We start from the raw sequence: 20,053 nt of genomic DNA on the forward strand, positions 1-20,053 counted from the left end.
CCGGCGGGGTCAGCGCAGGCGCAGACCCAGCAGCGCCGCCACGACGTCGACCACCGGCACCGGGTCGGCGGCGGCCTCGGCCAGGCCCGGCAGGGTGCCGGCCGCCCATGCGTCGAGGGCCTCCAGCGCAAGGGGGGCGTCGAGGTCGTCCGAGAGCGCCGCGTGGACCGCGTCCAGCACGGCGACGCCGGCGGCGGCGTGCGGTCCGCCCAGGGCGGCGCGCCAGCGGGCCACCCGCGCCTGGGCGTCGGCCAGCACCTGCTCGGACCACTCCCAGTCCGACCGGTAGTGGTGCGCGAGGATCGCCGCGCGGACGGCCACCGGCTCGACGCCCCGCGCCCGCAGGCGGGAGACGAGTTCGAGGTTGCCGAGGGACTTGGACATCTTCTCGCCGTCCAGGGCCACCATGCCGGTGTGCGCGTAGGTGTGCGCGAGCGGCAGGCCGTCGACGGCGGTGGCGTGCGCGGCGGAGAACTCGTGGTGCGGGAACCGCAGGTCGGAGCCGCCGCCCTGCACCGTGAACGGCGCCGGCAGGTGGGCCCGGGAGATCACGGAGCACTCGATGTGCCAGCCGGGCCGGCCGGAGCCGAGCGACCGACCGTCCCAGGCAGGCTCGCCCTCGCGGTGCACGCGCCACAGCAGCGGGTCCAGCGGGTCGTGCTTGCCGGGGCGGTCGGGATCGCCTCCCCGCTCCGGGAACACCGCGGCCATCTCGTCCAGGCCCATCGCGGAGACCTGTCCGAGGCGCCAGTCGGTCGCGGACTGGGCCGCGCGGACGTCGAAGTAGACGTCCCCGTCGGGTTCGCCGTCGCCGCCCGGCACGCGGTAGGCCCGGCCCGCCGCCAGCATCGTCTCGACGGCGTCCACCACCAGGCCCACCGCCTCGGTCGCGCCGACGTAGTGGTCCGGGGCGAGCACCTCGAGGGCGGCCATGTCCGCACGGAACAGGTCGGTCTGCTCCTCGGCGAGCGCGCGCCAGTCGACGCCGGTCGCCTCGGCCCGCTCGAGCAGGGGGTCGTCCACGTCGGTCACGTTCTGGACGTAGGCGACCTCGAGACCGGCCGCGCGCCAGTAGCGGTGCAGCAGGTCGAAGGCCACATAGGTGCTCGCGTGGCCGAGATGCGTTGCGTCGTACGGGGTGATCCCGCAGACGTACAGCGAGGCGCGCTGCGCGTCGTTGCCCGGATGCCGGGTCCGTCCCGTGGCGGTGTCGTGCAGCCGCAGCCGGTCCGGGCGGCTCGGCACGGCGGGCGGGGCGGGGGTGCTCCAGGACTTCACAGGACTCCTCACATCGGGGTGGTTCGGCGGTGCCGGGCCGTCATGCCCGGCGGCGGGAGCGGGCTCAGGCGCTGATGACGCCCGCGCCCAGCAGGGCGAACAGCACTCCGCCCAGGAGGATGCGGTACCAGACGAACGGCAGGAACGAGTGGGTGCTGATGAAGCGCATGAGCCAGGCGATGACCGCGTAGCCCACCACGAAGGCGATCCCGGTCGCGACCAGCGTCTCCCCCATGCCGTACGGGCCCTGCGTGCCGGGATCGGTGAGCGAGGTGTACAGCTTGTACAGGCCGGAGGCGAACACGGCGGGCACCGCCAGCAGGAAGGCGTAGCGGGCGGCGGCGGGCCGGGTGTATCCCATGGCCAGGCCGGCCGCGATGGTGCCGCCGGAGCGCGAGACGCCCGGGACCAGCGCGAGGGCCTGGGCCAGCCCGTAGAGCACGCCGTCCCGCACGGTGAGCTTCTCGAGCGGCGTGGTCTGACGGCCGAGCCGGTCCGCCAGGGCGAGCAGGACGCCGAACACGATGAGCATGGTCGCCGTGATCCACAGCGACCGGAACTCCGTGTCGATCCAGTCCTGCAGCAGCAGACCCAGGACCGCGATCGGGATCGAGCCCACGATGATCAGCCAGCCCATGCGCGCATCGGGGTCCGAGTGCGGGATCCGCCCTGTGACCGCGGCGCACCACCGCCCGATGATGCGGGTGATGTCGCGCCAGAAGTAGATGAGGACCGCCAGCTCCGTGCCGAGCTGCGTGATGGCCGTGAAGGCCGCCCCCGGGTCGGCCCCGGAGGGCAGGAACTCGCCCACGATGCGGATGTGGGCGGAGGAGGAGATGGGCAGGAACTCCGTGAGGCCCTGCACCAGGCCCAGGATGATGGCTTCGATCCACGTCACGGAGGGTCACTGTACGCGACGGCCCCGGGTGGGAACCCGGGGCCGTGCGGTCCGTCACGAGCGGGACGGTCAGTCGTCGTCGTCCTCGTCGTCGAAGAGGTCGAGCGGGGTGACCTCCTCGGTGTCCGCGTACAGGGCGTCCTCGTAGGCCTCGAAGGCGTCGGCCACGGCGAAGAACGCGGCTTCGACGGCGGGGTCGTCCTCGCCCCGCTTGTTCTGCGCGGCCACGAGGTGTTCGTTCAGGGCGGTGGTGAGGGCCTCGAGGGCCATGCGGGCGTCAGAGCTCATGGGTGAACGGTAACCCGGTGGCCGGTGGCGCGGCCAGGGGTGGGCCGTGCGGGGCCGGCCGCCGGACCCGACGTCGTCTGCCAGGATGGGCGGGTGCGTGAACAGCTGATGTCCTCGACCCTCGACGCGATCTCCCGCGGACAGAAGTGGGAGTACCTGGTGATGACGGTCGCCGCCCACGAGTCCCTCGCCGACGCCCGGCGGCGCCTCGTGGAGCACGCGGAGTACGGCCAGTGGGAGCTGCAGCGCTCCGTGCACTACCGGGACGGGGCGCGCCGCTACTGGATGCGTCGCCGTGTGATGCGCGTGACCTCGACCCTGCAGACGGTCTGACGCGCGGGCGCGACGACGGCGTCCCGGCCGTCGTCGCGCCCGCGGCCCGGATCAGCGCGGCTCCAGCATCCGCTCGAGCACCCGGCAGCCGAACTCGAGCGCGTCCACGGGCACCCGCTCGTCGATGCCGTGGAACAGGGACGTGAAGGCCAGGTCGGCGGGCAGGCGCATGGGCGCGAAGCCGTAGCCGGTGATGCCCAGCCGGGAGAGGGACTTGTTGTCCGTGCCCCCGCCGAGCATGAACGGCAGCACCTGGGCCTCGGGGTCCTCCGCCTGCAGCGAGGCGATCATCAGCTCCACCAGGTCCCCGGAGAAGGGGGTCTCCAGGGCGACGTCCCGGTGCTCGGGTTCGATGGTCACGTCCGGACCGGCGAGCTCGGCGATCGTGGCGAGGGCGGACTCCTCCTCCCCGGGGATCAGGCGGACGTCCACGGTGCCGGTGGCCGAGGACGGGATGACGTTGTGCTTGTAGCCGGCGCTCAGCCCCGTCGGGTTGGACGAGGTGCGCAGGGTGCCGGCCACCCAGGACCGGGCCTGCCCGAGGGCGTCGAGCTGCGGCGTCGGGTCCGTCTCGTCGAAGTCGACGCCCATGATCTCCGCCACCTGTTCGAGCAGCGCGCGCGTGGTCTTGGTGTACACGAGCGGCCACTCGTGCCCGCCGATGCGGGTCATGGCGCCGGCCAGCCGGGTGACCGCGTTGTCCGGGTGCGGGGCCGAGCCGTGTCCGGGGGCACCCTCCGCGGTGAGATTCAGCCAGGCGAGCCCCTTCTCAGCGGTCTGCACCAGGTAGGCGCGCGAGCCGTGCACCTCGGTGGAGAAGCCGCCCACCTCGGAGATCGCCTCGGTGCACCCGTCGAACACCTCGGGGTGGTGGTCCATGACCCAGCGTGCGCCGTAGACGCCGCCGGCCTCCTCATCGGCGAAGAACGCGACCGTCAGGGGGCGCCGCGGCCGGCGGCCCGTGCGGGCCAGGTGCAGCAGCACCGCGAGCACCATGGCGTCCATGCCCTTCATGTCCACCGCGCCGCGCCCCCAGACCATGCCGTCCTTGAGCTCGGCGCCGAACGGGTCCACGCTCCACTCGTCCGCCTCGGCGGGGACCACGTCCGTGTGCCCATGGATGACGAGCCCCGGCGCCTCCGGATCCCAGCCCGGCAGGTGCCCGACGACGGAGACCCGGCCCGGCGCCGACTCGAAGAAGCGAGGGGTCATCCCCGCCTCGGCCATGAGCCGGGCGCAGTACTCCGCGGCCTCGGGCTCACCGACGGAGACGTTGCCCCCGCGGTTGGTGGTGTCGATCCGGATGAGGTCGCGGCAGATCTCCACGACGCGATCCTCGGGACGCGAGCGGGCGGGGTTCACGATGTTCTCGACCATGGTTTTGAGCCTAGCCCGAACCCGTGCTATCTTTCTCGAGTTGCCCGGAGCGGGACGGACCGGACAGGACCGGAACGCGGTGGGCGACGGAGCCTCTCCCAGGGCTCCACCGATGAGCGCGAGTGGCGGAATTGGTAGACGCGCAGCGTTGAGGTCGCTGTGTCCGCAAGGACGTGGGGGTTCAAGTCCCCCCTCGCGCACCACTCGTCGAGCAGCAGGGCCCCGGTCGTCACGACCGGGGCCCTGCGTGTTCCCCCGTCCGGCGTCCCCTCTAGAGTGGTGTCCGTGCGACGGCAGGCGCCGTCGGTGGAACCGCACGACGGCATGGAGGACCCGATGGCCCTGGAAGCCCCCGCACTGCTGCATCGGCTCGCGCGAGCCCACGGGGTGCAGCCCGAGTACGTCGGGCAGGACGGCTCGGCCCAGACCGTGCCGGACGAGGCCCTCGTGAAGGTGCTCGCCGCCCTCGGGGTGTCGGTCCGTCCGGACGGGGTCGCCGCCCTGGCCGAGGCGGTGGAGGAGGCGGAGACGGCCCCCTGGCGGGACGTGCTCCCGCCCACCGTGGCCGCCCGGTCCGGTCACCGCCTGTCCGTGCCGTGCCACGTGGCCGCGGGCGAGCCGGTCGTGGCCCGCGTGCACACAGAGGACGGGCGGACCCTCGAGGTGAGCGTGAGCGAGCCGGTGTCCGAGGTCCGCCTGGTCGACGGCGTCGAGCGCGAGCGCGTCCACGTTCAGATCCCCGCCGACCTCGCCCCGGGCTGGCACCGGCTGGAGGTGACCAGCGGCTCCGGCTCCACCGCCTCCGCGGTCCTGGTCTGCGCCCCGGCCCGGCTGAGCACGCCGCGTCCCTTCCTCGAGCGCCGCGGCTGGGGCGCGGCCGCGCAGGGCTACTCGGTGACCTCGGCGGACTCGTGGGGCATCGGCGACGCGGCGGACATGGGGTCCCTGGCCGAGATCGTCGCCCGGCACGGTGCCGACTTCCTGCTGCTGCACCCCCTGCATGCGGTCGAGCCCGGCCCCCATCCGGCGGACTCCCCCTACTCCCCCGTCTCCCGTCGGTTCCTCTCGGCGCTGGTCGTGCACGTGCCCTCGATCCCCGAGTTCGCCGACCTGCCCGCCGCGGAGCAGGCGGAGCTGCGGTCGGCCGGCGCCCGCGTCCAGGCGGAGCTGGAGCGCACCGGCCGGATCGACCGGGCCGCCGTCGCCGCCGTCCTGTGGCCCGCGCTGCGCCGCGTGCACGAGGTGCCCCGCTCCCCCGAGCGCGAGGCCGCCTACGCGCGGTTCCGCGCCGAGGCCGGCCCGGGCCTGGACGACTTCGCCCTCTGGTCCGTCCTGCGCCTGGACGGCGACGGCACCGGGCCCGATCTCGCCGACCCGGCCTGGGCGCCGGGCGGGGTCGAGGCCGAGCGGGTCCGCGTCGAACGCGCGACCGACGTCGACCTGCACCGCTGGGTGCAGTGGATCGCCGCCGAGCAGCTCGCCGGCGTGCAGGAGCGGGCCCGGGCGGCCGGCATGCGCATGGGCGTCATGGTGGATCTGGCGGTCGGGGCCACCCGCGAGACCGCGGACGCGTGGATGCTCGGGGACGTGCTGGTGCCGACCATGTCCGTCGGCGCGCCGCCGGAGCTGTTCAACCAGCTGGGCCAGGACTGGTCGCAGCACCCCTGGCATCCGCGCCGTCTGGCCGAGACCGGCTACGCCGCGTTCCGGGACATGCTGCGCACCGTGCTGCGCGGCGCGGGCGGCATCCGGATGGACCACGTCCTGGGGCTGTTCCGCCTGTGGTGGATCCCGGAGGGCGCCGGCGCCACCCAGGGCGCGTACGTCGAGTACGACCACGAGGCGATGCTCGCCGTGCTCACGCTCGAGGCCGAGCGGGCCGGCGTCGTCGTGGTGGGCGAGGACCTCGGCACCTTCGAGCCGTGGGTGCAGCGTCGCCTGGCCGAGGCCGGCGTGCTCGGCACGTCGATCCTGTGGTTCGAACAGGAGGACGGCGAGCCCACCCCGCCGGAGCGCTACCGGCGGCTGGCCATGGCGGCGGTGAACACGCATGACCTGCCGCCCACGGCCGGTTACCTCGAGGGCGTCCAGGTGGACCTGCGCGAACGGCTGGGCCTCTACACCGTGGACGTCGCCCAGGAACGCCGCCGGTCGGCGGAGGAGGTGCGCGCGTTCCTCGCCGCCGCGGCCCGGCGCGGGCTGCTCGCCGAGGCGGACGTGGACGTCCCCGACGCCGGCCCCGAGGTGCGCGAACGCCAGATCGTGGCCCTGCACCGCCTGCTCGCGCAGGCGCCCTCGGCCCTGCACAGCGTGGCGCTCGTGGACGCCGTGGGCGAGCGGCGCATCCAGAACCAGCCCGGCACCCTCCAGGACCAGTACCCGAACTGGACTGTGCCGCTCGGCGACGGCGCCGGACGGATGGTCTCCGTCGAGGACCTGGCGGACTCGGCGTCGGCGGCCCGGCTGTTCGACGCCGTGGACGCCGAACTGCGGGCGTCCGTGCCGGTGGGGATCGGGGTCAGCCTGCACACCTCCCCCCTGGCCCAGCCCGGCCGCGGCGACGCCGGCGGCATGAACGTCTACGTGCGGCAGGCCGCCGTGGCCCTGGCCCGCCGGGGCGTGCGGATGATCCTGCTGACCCGGGCGGAGGAGCCGGTGGGAGCGGATGGCGCACGGGTCCGGATGCTGGACGCCGGCGGGCAGGCCCCGCCGGTCACGGTCGTGGACCTCGCCGCCGGGCCGTCCGCTCCCGTGCCCAAGGAGGAGCTGGCGGGACTCGGCGCCGAGTTCACCCGCGCGGCCCTGGACTGGCTCGCCTCGGACGCCGTGCCGGGCGGTCCCGTCCTCGGTGGCGCGGACGCCCCGCCCGTCGCGTTCGTGCACGGCCACTACTGGCTCTCCGGGTCCACCGCCGCGGCGCTGGCGCGGGCGGCGCACGCCCCGTACCTGCAGACCATGCACACCACGGCGGCGGCGAAGATGCTCGAGGACCCCGAGCTGCGCGAGCCGGCCGCGCGGATCGAGGCCGAGCGCGAGGTCGCCGAGCGGGCCGACCTGCTCGTGGTCAACTCCGCCGCCGAGGTCGCCGACCTGCGCGAGCTGCTGGACGTGCCCCGCGCCCGCACCCGGGTGCTGCCCCCCGGGGCCGACCTCGAGACGTTCACGCCGGAGGGCGCCGCGCAGTGGCCGGGCGCCCCGGACGACAACGGAGCCCTGCGGGTTCTGTTCGCCGGCCGCGTGCAGCGGCACAAGGGCCCGCACCTGCTCGTGGCCGCCCTCGGTGTGCTGCGCGAGCGGGCCGGTGGCACGGGCGCCGACCCGGGTGTGCGCCTGCACGTGAACGGGGCCGCCTCGGGGGGCGACGAGCTGGACCTGGCGAGCCTGGCCGCGGAGGAGGGGGTCGCCGACCTGGTGACGTTCTCCGGGCCGGTGCCCGCGCCCGCCCTGGCCGCCCAGTTCCGGGCGGCGGACGTGGTGGCGATGCCGAGCGCGTCGGAGACCTACGGCCTGGTCGCCCTCGAGGCACAGGCCTGCGGCACGCCCGTGCTGGCGCACCGGGTCGGCGGACTGGTCTACGCGGTCCTCGACGGCGTGTCCGGCCGCCACGTGACGGCGGGCACCCCTGAGGCGTGGGCCGATGCCCTGGCCGAGATCCTGGCGGATCGTGACGCCTGGGCCGCGTTGGGGCCCGGCGCCGTGCGTCACGCCGCCGGTCACTCGTGGGAGGCCTACGCGGACGGGCTGCTCGAGGCCGTCGCCGCCGTGCCGCGGCGGTCGCCCGGGCCGGACGCCTGAGCCGCCGCGCTCACCGGCCCGCCGGGACGGGTGGTCCCGGCGGGCCGACGCGTCGGCCCGGCCGTCAGGGCTCGAGCGGAGTGATCTCCCCGGAGAAGTGCGGGCGCCGGCGCCGCGCATCCCAGCCCCACACGCGCGTGCCGCCGTCGGGCCCGGGCTCGTAGCGGACGGCCACGGTGGTCGGCAGCACGACGGGCGCCTCGAAGTCGATGTGCCAGCGGAACCCGGCGCCGGCCGGCTCCCGGCCCTCGAGCATCCGGGCGGCCAGGAACATCCCGTGGGCGATCGCGCCCTTCATGCCGAACAGTCGAGCCGAGACGCCCGTCAGGTGGATCGGGTTCCAGTCCCCGGAGACGCCCGCGTACCGGCGTCCGGCCCCCGTCCCGAAGCGCCACTGGGCGGTCGGCGTCGGGGGCACGAAGTCCGGGCGGGCGGGCCGCTCGGGACGCAGGCCGGAGAGGTGGACGCCCTTGGCGAGGTACCGGGAGACGCCCTCCCACAGCAGTGCCTCCTCGCCGTCGTCGCCGGGCCCCTCGACGGTCACGACGACGTCCACGGCGGTGCCCGCGTGGTGCGGGACGAGACCCACCGCACGTGCGGTGACGCGCAGGGCGGTCTCCGCCGCGACGGGCCGGTGGTGCAGGACGGTGTTGCTCAGGTGCACCAGCCCGGGCAGGGGCAGCGGGAACTCGGGGTCGGCCATCAGCTCCATGGCCGCGCCGAACACCTGGGTGTGCACCAGGACCGAGGGCAGGTCCGCCGGATTGGCGGACCCGACGGCCCCGCGCCACGCGGTCACGGCCTCGGCCGGGATGCGGTGGCCGGTCACGACCACCTGACGGTCCGGGAGCTCGCGGGGACGGCGCCGACGGACGACGGCGTCCGTGGCGGCCCGCCCGGCGGCCCGGACGTAGAGCCGGCCGAGGGAGGGCGGGGCGGACAGCTGCGTGGTCTGCATCCTCACGCCCCCAGCTTCGACTGGCCGCAGACCCGCAGCGTGGCCCCGTTGGTGCCGCCGGCGGCGTCCGAGGCGAGCCAGGCCACCGTCTCGGCCACGTCCTGCGGCAGGCCGCCCTGCTGCAGCGCGTTGAGCCGCCGGCCCACCTCGCGCGTGGCGAGCGGGATCTTCGCGGTCATCTCGGTCTCGATGAAGCCCGGGGCCACCGCGTTGATCGTGCCCCCGCGGGCCGCGAGGACCGGGGCGGACGCCGCGGTCAGGCCGATGACCCCGGCCTTCGAGGCCGCGTAGTTCGTCTGGCCGCGGTTGCCCGCGATGCCGGAGATGGAGGCCAGGCCCACGATGCGCAGCCCCTGACCCGCCACGTCCCGGGCGTCCTCGGCGAGGAACGCCTCGTTCATGGCCAGCTGGGCCGTGGTGTTCACGGCGAGGACGGAGTCCCAGCGTGCGGCGTCCATGTTGGCCAGCATCCGGTCCCGGGTGATCCCGGCGTTGTGCACCACCGCGTCCATCCGGCCGTGCCGGGTGCGGCAGTGCTCGAGGATGCGCGCGCCGGCGTCCGGCGCCGTGATGTCCAGGGCCAGCGCGGTGCCGCCCACCTCGTTCACAACCTCGGCCAGCGCCTCGCCCGCCGCCGGGACGTCCACACCGACGACGACGGCCCCGTCGCGGGCGAGCGTCCGAACGATAGCGGCGCCGATGCCGCGGGCGGCACCCGTGACCACGGCCACCTTGCCGGCCAGCGGGCGCGCCGCGTCGGCGGGGACCGCGCCGTCGGCGGTGGCGACGGGCACGAACTGGCCGGAGACGTACGCCGCACGGCCGGAGAGCAGGAACGCCAGCGCGCCGGCCGCACCGGGGGCGGTGAGCGGCACACCCTCGCCCAGGACCAGGCCGTTGGCCGTGCCGCCGCGACGCATCTCGTGCGCGATGGAGCGGGTCAGGCCCGTCACGCCCTGGCGGGCGGCGCGCAGGGTCGGGTCCGTGGCGGCCTCGGGGTCCTCGAACACGGTCACCACGCGCGAGGAGGAGCCCAGCGAGCGCAGCGCGCCGCCGATCTCCAGCGCCACCGCGCCGAGGTCCGCGGGCGTGGCGACCCCGTCGAAGCACGCGACGATCGCCGCGTGGCGGGCGCCCTCCCGGGGGGCGTCGGCGACCTCGAGGCCCCACGAGGCCAAGAGGGTGCGGGCGTCCGCGGCTGCGGGGGTCGCGCCCAGGACGAGAACGGAGCCGGGCAGCACGGGGTCGCCGGGGGTGTGCCGGCGCAGCTCGACGGGCTGAGGCAGGCCCAGGGCGCCGGTGAGGCGGCGGCCCAAGGGCGAGGCGACGAAGGTGCCGTAACGGTCGGTCATGGTCGGTCCTCTCGGATCGGGTCGGTCGGGGCTCAGCGGCCGCGCAGCAGGGCGACGATGCCCTGGCCGCCGGCGGCACAGACGGAGATGAGGCCGAGAGAGCCCTCCCCCTTCTCATGCAGCATCTTGGCCAGCAGGGCGACGATGCGGCCGCCGGTCGCGGCGAAGGGGTGACCGGCCGCCAACGAGGAGCCGTGCACGTTGAGCCGGGCGCGGTCCACCGAGCCCAGCGCACCCGGCAGCCCGAGGCGCTCGCGGCAGTACTCCTCGTCCTCCCAGGCGGCGAGCGTGGACAGGACGGTGCCGGCGAACGCCTCGTGGATCTCCACGAAGTCGAGGTCGTCGAGGGTGAGCCCGTGCCGGGCCAGCAGGCGCGGGACGGCGTAGGCGGGGGCCATGAGCAGGCCCTCGTGCCCGTCGACGAAGTCCACGGCGGCGTTCTCCATGTCCACGAACTCGGCGAGCACGGGAAGCCCGCGCTCGGCGGCCCACTCCTCGGAGGAGAGCAGCACCGCGGAGGCGCCGTCGGTGAGCGGGGTGGAGTTGGCCGCCGTCATGGTCGCCTCGTCCCCCAGCTGGCGACCGAACGCGGGCTTCAGGCCGGCCAGCTTCTCCGGCGTGGAGTCGGGGCGGAGGTTGTTGTCGCGGGCCAGGCCGTGGAACGGGGTCACCAGATCGTCCATGTACCCGGCGGCGTACGCGGCGCCGAGGTTCCGGTGGGAGGCCGCGGCGAGCTCGTCCTGGGCCTGACGGGTGATGCCCCACTTGTGGGTGGTCAGGGCCTGGTGCTCGCCCATGGACATGCCGGTGCGCGGCTCGCCCGCGCCGGCCGGCTCGGGCACGAGCTGCCCGGGGCGCAGCTGGGCGAGGGCGCGCAGGCGGTCCTTCGTGGTCTTGGCGGTGTTGAGCTGCAGCAGCACGCGGCGCGCACCGTCGGAGAGCGAGACGGGGGCGTCCGAGATCGAGTCCACGCCGCCGCCGATGGCGGAGTCGAGCTGGCCGAGCCGGATCTTGTTGGCCAGGGTGCCCAGGGCCTCCATGCCGGTGGCGCAGGCCACCTGGACGTCGGCGGCCGGGGTCGCGGCGGAGAGCGCGGAGCCCAGGACGGCCTCGCGGGTGAGGTTGAAGTTGCGCGGGTGCTTGAGGACGGCGCCGGCGGTGACCTGACCGAGGCGCTCGCCCTGGAGCCCGAACCGCGCGACGAGGCCGTCGAGCGTGGCCGTGAGCATCTCCTGGTTCCCGACCTCGGCGTAGGCGGTGTTGGCACGGGCGAACGGGATGCGGTTGCCGCCCAGGATGACGGCGGGGCGCAGCGCTCCGCCGGCGACGGCGGGGCGGGAGGCGGTCTCGGACGCGGGGGTCTCGTGGTGGGTCATGACGGTCCTCTCGACGGCGGGCCCACCGCCGACGCGGCGGGGGCGTTGTCACCCCGGACGATACGGACGATACGGACGTCGGCGGGGTGGGTGACTGTGATCCACAGTACCTGATACGCTCGGTTTCGTGAATCCCGTCACGTCCACCGCCCGGGACGGTCGCAGCGTCCGCTGGGACCGGCACCGCGCCGAGCGCCGTCTGGAACTGGTCCGGGCCGCCCGGTCGGCCGTGCACGCCCTGGGCGCACACGCCTCGATGGAGGAGATCGCGTCCCACGCGGGCACCTCCAAGACCGTCTACTACCGCTATTTCGGCGACCGCGAGGGCCTGCGCCTGGCGGTGTCCGAGCGGGTCACCGCCCACATGGAGCGCCGCCTGCTCGAGGTCGCGGACGAACCGGTCTCCGAACCCGAGGCGCTGCGTCGCATGGTCGAGGTGTATCTCACGGTCGCGGCGACGTCGCCCGAGGTGTACGCGTTCGCCGTCGCCCCGTCCCCCGCCGCGGCCGAGGCCCCTGTGCTGGGCCCGTTCCTCGAGCGCGTCTACGCCATGCTCGAGTCGGGCCTGGCGCGCGGGATGGCCGCGCGGGGCCACGCCCCGGCGCCGGCGGACCCGCTCGCCCTGTGGCCGCGCGCCGCCGTCGGCCTCGTCCGGGCCGCCGCCGAGACCTGGCTGCGGACCCCGGCCGCCGGTCGCATCCCGGTCGAGGCGATGGCCCGCGCCATCGCCGACTGGCTGCTCACCGGCCTCATCGGCGCCGCGCCCGGCGCCGCCCTCGAACCCGCGGCGGCGGACGCCGACCGCGCCCGCCCCCACTCACGAACAGGAGCATCGTCATGACCGTCCACGAGAAGCTCGCCCCCCAGTCCTCGACGCCCAGCACCGAGGTTCCCTCCGACGTCGCCGAGATCGCGCCCGAGCGGCCGACGCCCGGCTCCCTCGACGCCGCGGCCCTCGAGGAGGCCCTCCTCGGCCGCTGGGCCGCGGAGCGCCGCGAATCCCGCGAACTGGTCAAGGATCCCGCCCTGTGGCGCGACCCGCTGCTCGGCATGGACGAGCACCGCGCCCGCGTCCTGCGGCAGCTGGGCGTCCTCGTGGAGCGCAACGCGGTCCACCGCGCCTTCCCGCGCGAGTTCGGCGGCGAGGACAACCACGGCGGCAACCTCGCCGCCTTCGGTGACCTCGTGCTCGCCGACCCCTCCCTGCAGATCAAGGCCGGTGTGCAGTGGGGCCTGTTCAGCTCGGCGATCCTGCACCTGGGCACCGCGGAGCACCACCGCCGGTGGCTGCCGGGCGCGATGGACCTGAGCGTCCCGGGCGCCTTCGCCATGACCGAGATCGGGCACGGCTCGGACGTCGCCTCGATCGCGACGACCGCCACGTACGACGAGGCGACCCAGGAGTTCGTCATCCACACCCCGTTCAAGGGCGCCTGGAAGGACTACCTCGGCAACGCCGCGCTGCACGGCAGGGCGGCCACGGTCTTCGCGCAGCTGATCACCCGGGGCGTCAACCACGGCGTGCACTGCTTCTACGTCCCCATCCGGGACGAGGAGGGCGCCTTCCTGCCCGGCGTGGGCGGCGAGGACGACGGCCTCAAGGGCGGACTGAACGGCATCGACAACGGCCGTCTGCACTTCACTCAGGTCCGCATCCCGCGCACCAACCTCCTCAACCGCTACGGCGACGTGGCCGAGGACGGCACCTACTCCTCGCCCATCGCCTCCCCCGGGCGTCGCTTCTTCACGATGCTCGGCACGCTCGTCCAGGGCCGCGTCTCCCTGTCCCTCGCCGCCACCACGGCCTCCTTCCTCGGCCTGCACGGTGCGCTGGCCTACGCGGAGCAGCGCCGCCAGTTCAAGGCCTCCGACCCGCAGCGGGAGGAGGTGCTGCTGGACTACCAGAACCACCAGCGCCGCCTCATCGACCGCCTGGCCCGCGCCTATGCGGACGCCTTCGCCTCCAACGAGCTCGTCGAGAAGTTCGACGACGTCTTCTCGGGCCGCTCCGACACGGACGTGGACCGGCAGGAGCTCGAGACGCTCGCCGCGGCCGTGAAGCCGCTGACCACGTGGCACGCCCTGGACACCCTGCAGGAGGCCCGCGAGGCGTGCGGCGGCGCCGGGTTCCTCGCCGAGAACCGGGTGGCCCAGATGCGCGCCGACCTGGACGTGTACGTCACGTTCGAGGGCGACAACACGGTGCTCCTGCAGCTCGTGGGCAAGCGTCTGCTGACCGACTACTCGAAGGAGTTCGGACGTCTCAATGTGGGCGCCGTCTCCCGCTACGTGGTCCATCAGGCCTCGGACGCCCTCCACCGTGCGGGCCTGCACAAGGCCGTCCAGTCCGTGGCCGACGGCGGGTCCGAGCGCCGCTCGGCGAACTGGTTCAAGGACCCCGCCGTCCAGCATGAGCTGCTCACCGAGCGCGTCCGTGCCAAGACCGCCGACATCGCCGGCACCCTCTCGGGGGCCCGGGGCAAGGGCCAGGCGGCGCAGGCGGAGGCGTTCAACACGCGCCAGCACGAGCTCATCGAGGCCGCCCGCAACCACGGCGAGCTTCTGCAGTGGGAGGCCTTCACCCGCGCCCTGGAGGGCATCACGGATGAGACCACGAAGACCGTCCTGACGTGGCTGCGCGACCTGTTCGCGCTGCGCCTCATCGAGGACGACCTCGGCTGGTTCGTGGCCCACGGCCGCGTCTCGAGCCAGCGCGCCCGGGCCCTGCGCGGCTACGTCAACCGGCTGGCCGAGCGGCTGCGCCCCTTCGCCCTCGAGCTCGTCGAGGCGTTCGGCCTCGAGCCCGAGCACCTGCGCATGGCGGTGGCCACGGACGCCGAGACCCAGCGCCAGGAGGAGGCCCACGCCTGGTTCACGGCCCGCCGGGCCGCCGGCGAGGAGCCGGAGGATGAGAAGGCCGTGCGCGCCCGCGAGAAGGCGGCGCGGGGTCGCCGCGGCTGACCGTGGCCGTCCCCGGACGCACACGGGCCCCGTCACCTCGCGGTGGCGGGGGCCCGTGTGCGTGGTCGGGCGGGCTCAGCGCAGCACGGCCTCGTAGACCTCGATCGTGCGCTCCGCGATGGTCTCCCACGAGAAGTGCTCGATCGCGCGGGCCCGGCCGGCCTCACCCATCGCGCGGGCGCGCTCCGGGTCCTCCACGACGCGGGTGAGCGCGGCCGCGAAGTCGGCGGCGAACCCCTCCTCGTCCACGGGCGCCCCCGTGCCGTCGTCGACCTGCTCGAAGGGGACGAGCAGGCCGGTCTCGCCGTCCTGCACGACCTCCGGGATGCCGCCCACGGCGGAGGCGACGACGGCGGTGCCGCACGCCATCGCCTCGAGGTTGACGATGCCCAGCGGCTCGTAGACCGAGGGGCAGGCGAACACGGTGGCGGCCGTGAGGATCTCCATCACCTCGTGGCGCGGGATCATCCCCTCGATCACGACGACGCCCTGGCGGGTGCGCCGCAGCTCGGCGATCAACCCGTTCACCTCGTGCGCCAGCTCCGCGGTGTCCGGGGCGCCTACGCACAGCACGAGCTGGACGTCCTCCGGCAGTCGCAGGGCCGCACGGAGCAGGTGGGGCACGCCCTTCTGGCGCGTGATGCGGCCGACGAACGCGACGGAGGGCTTGTCCGGGTCGATCCCGTACTTCTCCAGTGCGGCGGTGCCGGTCTGCGGGGTCCAGACCTGGGTGTCGATGCCGTTGTGGACCGTGTGCACCTTGGTCGGGTCCACGTCCGGGTAGCAGGCCAGGATGTCCCGACGCATGCCGTCCGAGACCGCGATGACCGCGTCCGCCCCGAGGTAGGCCGTGCGCTCGGCCCAGCTGGACAGGGCGTAGCCGCCGCCGAGCTGCTCCGCCTTCCAGGGGCGCAGCGGCTCGAGGGAGTGCGCGGAGAGGACGTGGGGGGTCTCGTGCAGGAGCTTGCCGAGGTGGCCGGCCAGGTTGGCGTACCAGGTGTGGGAGTGGATGACGTCGGCGCCCTCGAGGTCGCCGAGGATCGTGAGGTCGGTGGCCAGGGTCTGCACGGCCCCGTTGGCGGCGTCGAACCCGGGCGGGTTCGGGTACGTCAGGACGCGGGCCCCGTGGTAGTCCGGGTCGCGCGGCTCGCCGAAGGCGTGCACGCGGACGTCGGCACGGGAGGCGAGGACGCGGGTCAGCTCGGCGACGTGGACGCCGGCACCGCCGTAGATGGACGGGGGGAACTCTTTGCTCACGATGTCGATGCGCACGCCCCCAACCTAGTTCAGCCCGGCGGGGGTCGATAGTCTGGCGGCACGGATGCCCCGCACGCCCAGAGCACGCGTGCGGGTCGCGACGACCCGGCTCACGAGGAGTGACGCAGATGGTGCAGAAGAAGGTCCTCTCGGTCGTGCTGGCGGGCGGTGAGGGCAAGCGTCTGATGCCGCTGACGGCCGACCGTGCCAAGCCTGCCGTCCCGTTCGGCGGCACGTACCGCCTCATCGACTTCGCGCTGTCCAACCTGGTCAACAGCCGGTACCGCGAGATCGTCGTGCTGACGCAGTACAAGTCGCACTCGCTGGACCGCCACATCTCCGAGACGTGGCGGATGTCCACGCTGCTGAACAACTACGTGGCCTCCGTGCCGGCGCAGCAGCGCCGGGGCAAGGACTGGTTCACGGGCAGCGCGAACGCCATCTACCAGTCCATGAACCTGATCCACGACGCACGGCCGGACATCGTCGTCGTCATCGGCGCGGACCACGTCTACCACATGGACTTCCAGCAGATGGTGGACCAGCACATCGCCTCGGGGGCCAAGGCGACCGTGGCCGCGGTGCGCCAGCCGCTCGAGCTGGCCTCCTCGTTCGGGGTGATCGAGACGGACCCGCAGGACAGGACGCGGATCTCGGCGTTCGTGGAGAAGCCGGAGACGACCCCCGGCCTGCCGGACGACCCCACGCAGTTCCTGGCCTCGATGGGCAACTACGTGTTCGACACGGACGCCCTCGTGGCGGCGCTGAACCAGGACGAGGAGAACCCCGAGTCGAACAACGACATGGGCGGGGACATCATCCCGCTGTTCGTGGAGCGCGGCGAGGCCGGGGTGTACGACTTCACCACCAACGAGGTGCCCGGCGGCACGGCCGGCAAGCACTACTGGCGGGACGTCGGCACCCTGGACTCCTACTACGACGCGCACATGGACCTGGTGCAGCCGTGGCCGGAGTTCAACCTCTACAACCGCGAGTGGCCGCTCTACACCCGCCAGTCCGTCTCCCCGCCCGCCAAGCTCGTGCGCTCGTCCACCCGCCGCCCCGGCTCGGCGAACGACTCGATCCTCTCCCAGGGCGTGGTCATCTCCGGCGGCACCGTGGCCCAGTCCGTGCTCTCCACGGACGTGCGCGTGCAGAACGAGGCGTGGGTGGAGCAGTCGGTGCTGCTGGACTCCGTGGTGATCGGCGAGGGGGCCCACGTGCGCAACGCGATCCTGGACAAGAACGTGGTCGTGCCCCCGGGCGCGCGCATCGGCTTCGACCGGGCGGAGGACGAGGCGAACGGCTACACCGTGACAGAATCCGGCCTGACGGTGCTCTCCAAGGGCCAGCCCGTCCCGACGCCGCACTGACGCGGCCACGGGCCGCCGGTCCCGGACCACCGCCGACGCGCGGGCACGCCCCGGTGTGTCCGCGCGTCGCCGTCCCCGCTGGATCCCCGACCGGAGGCTCGCCTTGACCGACACCACCCCCGACCTCGACGCCACCAACGTCACCCGCGCTGAGGCCGCGGACCGCTCCCGCCTGCTCACGGTGCAGGACTACGTCGTGGACGTGGACCTCTCCGACGCCCGGGACGCCGCGACCGACACCTATCCGGTCCGCACCGTGATCCGCTTCGCGTGCGCCGAGCCCGGCGCGCAGACCCACCTGGACTGGATCCACGGCGGTGTGGAGTCGGTGACCCTCAACGGCACGGCGCTGGACGTGGCCGAGGTCGTGGGCGGGGCCCGGGTGCTGCTGCCCGACCTGGCGGCGCAGAACGTGGTCGAGCTGGTCGGCCGTTCCGTGTACTCCCGGTCGGGCGAGGGCCTGCACCGCTTCACGGACCCCGCTGACGGCGAGGTCTACCTCTACACCCAGTACGAGCCCGCCGACGCGCGCCGCGTGTTCCCGGACTTCGAGCAGCCGGATCTCAAGGCCGCCTTCACCTTCTCCCTCACCGGACCCGCGGACTGGGTGCTGGCCTCGAACCGGCCGGAGGTGTCCCGGACGCCGGCCGGGGACGGTGTCGTCCGGGTGGAGTTCGCCCCGACGCTCCCCCAGTCCACCTACATCACGACGCTGCTCGCCGGCCCCTATGCGCAGTGGGAGGACGCCTGGGACGGTCACCCGGCCAGCGGTGCGCAGGCCGTGCCGCTGCGGCTGTTCACCCGGCGCACGATGGCCGACGCGTTCGACCCCGTGGCCGTGTTCGACGTGACCAAGCGGGGGCTGACGTTCTTCCACGACCTCTTCGGCGTCGCGTATCCGTGGGGCAAGTACGACCAGGCGTTCGTGCCCGAGTACAACCTCGGCGCCATGGAGAACCCGGGCCTCGTGACCTTCACCGAGGACTTCGTGTTCACCTCGCGGGCCACCGCGGTCCAGTACGAGGGCCGGGCCAACGTGATCCTGCACGAGATGGCGCACATGTGGTTCGGCGACCTCGTGACGATGCACTGGTGGGACGACCTGTGGCTCAAGGAGTCGTTCGCGGACTACATGGGCGCCCTCGGCGTGGACGAGGCCACCGACTTCCGGACCGCATGGGTGACCTTCGCGTCCCGCCGCAAGGCCTGGGCGTACGTGCAGGACCAGATGCCGACGACGCACCCCATCGTCGCGGACATCGTCGACCTCGAGGCCGCCCGTCAGAACTTCGACGGGATCACCTACGCCAAGGGCGCCTCCGTGCTCAAGCAGCTGGCCGCCTACGTGGGCCGTGACGCGTTCCTCGACGCCGCACATCGCTACTTCGCCGCCCACGCGTGGGGCAACGCCTCCCTCGCCGACTTCATGGCGGTCCTCGAGGCCGCCTCGGGGCGGGACATGCGCGCGTGGGCGGACGCGTGGCTGCACACCTCCGGCGTGCCCCGGCTGCGGGTCGACGTCGACGGCGACGCCCCGGTGCTGCGCCAGGAGGGCGCGGACCCGGTCACGGGCGGGCCGATCCTCCGCCCGCACGTGCTGAAGGTCGGCGTCTTCACGCCCGGGCAGGACGGCGTCCTGCGCCGCACCGCCCAGGTCACCGCCGATGTGCCGGGTGGGGCGGAGGGCGCGGCCGTGCCCCTGCCGGACCTCGAGGTGCCCGGGGGCGTCCGCCTCGTGCTGCCCAACGACGAGGACCTCACCTACGCCGCCGTCGCGCTCGACGCGGGCTCGCTGCGCGCGGCCCTGACGCACCCCATCGCGGACCCGCTCGCGGAGGCCACCGTGTGGGCCGCCCTGTGGTCGATGACCCGCGACGGCGAGCTGCCGGTCGCCCGGTTCCTGGACGCGGTGGCGACGCTGTCCGCGCGGATCGCGACCGTGGGCGTGCACGCGCAGGTGCTGGCGCAGGCCGCCGCGGCCGTGGGCCAGTACGCCCGCGCCGAGGACCGGGACGCGCTGCGGTCCCGGCTGGGCGAGGTCCTGGCCGAGCAGACCCGCACGCTCGAGGCCGGCTCCGACCGCCAGCGCACCGCGGCCCGCACGTGGGCGACGCTGGCGCGGGCCGACGTCGGGATGGCCGCGGCCCTCGAGGCCGCCCTGCTCGGCGAGGACGCGGCGGCGTTCGCGCCGGGCCTGGCGGTCGACGCGGAGCTGCGCTGGCTCGTGCTCCAGGCCCTCGCCGCGACCGGCCGGGCCGACCAGGACCGCCTGGACGCGGAGCTCGAGGCCGGCCGCACGGCGCAGACCGTCACGTGGCACCGGCTCGCCGCAGCCGCCCGCCCCGAGGCCGAGGTCAAGGCCGCCGCGTGGGAGGCGGTCATGTCCGGCCGCACGACCACCGGCACGGAGCTGTCCAACGACCTGCTCTCGGCCACGGCGGCCGGCTTCGCCGCGGGCGGGGTCGAGCTCCTCGCCCCCTACGAGTCCGGCTTCTGGCCGCGCCTGACCTCGGTGTGGGCCTCGCGGTCCAACGGGCTGGCCTCGCGCGCGATCGGCGGGCTGTTCCCGGGCCGCCAGGACGCGGTGGCCGGCGGCGCCGACGCGCAGGAGTCGCACCCGACGCTGGCCGCGGCCCAGCGCTGGCTGGACGAGCACCCCGACGCCCCGGGGGCCCTGCGGCGCCTGGTCGTGGAGCACACGGACGCCCTGCGGCGGTCCCTGCGCGTGCAGGCGGTGCAGCCGGCGGGCTGAGCGGTAAGCCCTCCCGCGCAGAGTGGTCACGACACGCCGCCTCCCCTCGGGCGAG

14 protein-coding genes and 1 tRNA gene are annotated in these 20,053 nt (G+C 74.3%); 7 read left to right on the forward strand and 8 right to left on the reverse strand.

The window, feature by feature from the left end; translation table 11 throughout:
• Positions 1-9: 9 nt before the first annotated feature.
• From mshC to OVA32_RS07280, 3 genes are all read right to left on the reverse strand, one after another.
• A complete protein-coding gene (mshC, locus tag OVA32_RS07270) occupies positions 10-1,278 on the reverse strand; it encodes a cysteine--1-D-myo-inosityl 2-amino-2-deoxy-alpha-D-glucopyranoside ligase (protein WP_192593302.1) in 1,269 nt (422 codons plus the stop codon).
• Between the two features lie 64 nt (positions 1,279-1,342).
• Entirely contained in the window at positions 1,343-2,176 is an 834-nt protein-coding gene (locus tag OVA32_RS07275; protein WP_002854828.1) for an undecaprenyl-diphosphate phosphatase, read from the reverse strand.
• 69 nt (positions 2,177-2,245) lie between these two features.
• Positions 2,246-2,464: a hypothetical protein gene (locus OVA32_RS07280; RefSeq protein ID WP_036315190.1), complete on the reverse strand. Its 219-nt coding sequence runs from the start codon at positions 2,462-2,464 to the stop codon at positions 2,246-2,248.
• A 93-nt stretch (positions 2,465-2,557) separates the two neighbouring features.
• On the opposite strand from OVA32_RS07280, the gene OVA32_RS07285 reads away from it, so the two are divergent.
• Complete coding sequence (locus tag OVA32_RS07285; RefSeq protein ID WP_095346427.1) at positions 2,558-2,797, forward strand: DUF5703 family protein; 240 nt, start codon at positions 2,558-2,560, stop codon at positions 2,795-2,797.
• A gap of 51 nt (positions 2,798-2,848) precedes the next feature.
• On the opposite strand, the gene OVA32_RS07290 is transcribed toward OVA32_RS07285, so the two are convergent.
• Positions 2,849-4,174 (reverse strand): M20/M25/M40 family metallo-hydrolase, encoded by a 1,326-nt coding sequence (locus OVA32_RS07290; RefSeq protein ID WP_210078846.1) that lies wholly within the window; start codon positions 4,172-4,174, stop codon positions 2,849-2,851.
• A gap of 116 nt (positions 4,175-4,290) precedes the next feature.
• On the opposite strand from OVA32_RS07290, the gene OVA32_RS07295 reads away from it, so the two are divergent.
• Both OVA32_RS07295 and malQ read left to right on the forward strand, forming a co-directional pair.
• Positions 4,291-4,377 (forward strand) — tRNA-Leu (locus tag OVA32_RS07295).
• Between the two features lie 103 nt (positions 4,378-4,480).
• On the forward strand, positions 4,481-7,969 hold the full coding sequence (malQ, locus tag OVA32_RS07300) for a 4-alpha-glucanotransferase (RefSeq protein ID WP_225348489.1): 3,489 nt from the start codon (positions 4,481-4,483) through the stop codon (positions 7,967-7,969).
• Positions 7,970-8,033: 64 nt separating this feature from the next.
• Here malQ and OVA32_RS07305 read toward each other — a convergent pair whose 3' ends face one another.
• Genes OVA32_RS07305 through OVA32_RS07315 form a run of 3 tightly spaced genes read right to left on the reverse strand, consistent with a single transcriptional unit; the run spans position 8,034 to position 11,655 of the window.
• Positions 8,034-8,927, reverse strand: coding sequence for a MaoC family dehydratase (locus OVA32_RS07305; RefSeq protein WP_036315203.1), 894 nt, complete (start codon positions 8,925-8,927; stop codon positions 8,034-8,036).
• 2 nt (positions 8,928-8,929) lie between these two features.
• On the reverse strand, positions 8,930-10,279 hold the full coding sequence (locus OVA32_RS07310; protein ID WP_060974152.1) for a 3-oxoacyl-ACP reductase: 1,350 nt from the start codon (positions 10,277-10,279) through the stop codon (positions 8,930-8,932).
• Positions 10,280-10,311: 32 nt separating this feature from the next.
• Positions 10,312-11,655 (reverse strand): acetyl-CoA C-acetyltransferase, encoded by a 1,344-nt coding sequence (locus OVA32_RS07315; RefSeq protein ID WP_041103821.1) that lies wholly within the window; start codon positions 11,653-11,655, stop codon positions 10,312-10,314.
• A 127-nt stretch (positions 11,656-11,782) separates the two neighbouring features.
• Between OVA32_RS07315 and OVA32_RS07320 the strand changes: the two genes are divergently transcribed.
• Positions 11,783-12,496 (forward strand): TetR/AcrR family transcriptional regulator, encoded by a 714-nt coding sequence (locus OVA32_RS07320; RefSeq protein ID WP_041103822.1) that lies wholly within the window; start codon positions 11,783-11,785, stop codon positions 12,494-12,496.
• Positions 12,493-14,616 (forward strand): acyl-CoA dehydrogenase, encoded by a 2,124-nt coding sequence (locus OVA32_RS07325; RefSeq protein ID WP_041103823.1) that lies wholly within the window; start codon positions 12,493-12,495, stop codon positions 14,614-14,616. Before OVA32_RS07320 ends, OVA32_RS07325 begins: the two co-directional genes overlap by 4 nt.
• Positions 14,617-14,691: 75 nt before the next feature.
• Here OVA32_RS07325 and glgA read toward each other — a convergent pair whose 3' ends face one another.
• Positions 14,692-15,888 carry a glycogen synthase gene (gene glgA, locus OVA32_RS07330; RefSeq protein WP_041103824.1) on the reverse strand — a complete coding sequence of 399 codons (1,197 nt, stop codon included), beginning with the start codon at positions 15,886-15,888 and terminating at the stop codon, positions 14,692-14,694.
• A gap of 113 nt (positions 15,889-16,001) precedes the next feature.
• On the opposite strand from glgA, the gene glgC reads away from it, so the two are divergent.
• Both glgC and pepN read left to right on the forward strand, forming a co-directional pair.
• A complete protein-coding gene (glgC, locus tag OVA32_RS07335; protein ID WP_041103825.1) occupies positions 16,002-17,246 on the forward strand; it encodes a glucose-1-phosphate adenylyltransferase in 1,245 nt (414 codons plus the stop codon).
• A 103-nt stretch (positions 17,247-17,349) separates the two neighbouring features.
• The gene (gene pepN, locus OVA32_RS07340) at positions 17,350-19,998 is read left to right on the forward strand and encodes an aminopeptidase N (RefSeq protein ID WP_267713849.1); all 2,649 of its coding nucleotides are present in this window, start codon (positions 17,350-17,352) and stop codon (positions 19,996-19,998) included.
• The last annotated feature ends 55 nt before the right edge of the window (positions 19,999-20,053 follow it).

Origin of the sequence: Micrococcus sp. SL257 (genome assembly GCF_026625585.1) — a bacterium.
GTDB lineage: Bacteria > Actinomycetota > Actinomycetes > Actinomycetales > Micrococcaceae > Micrococcus > Micrococcus luteus.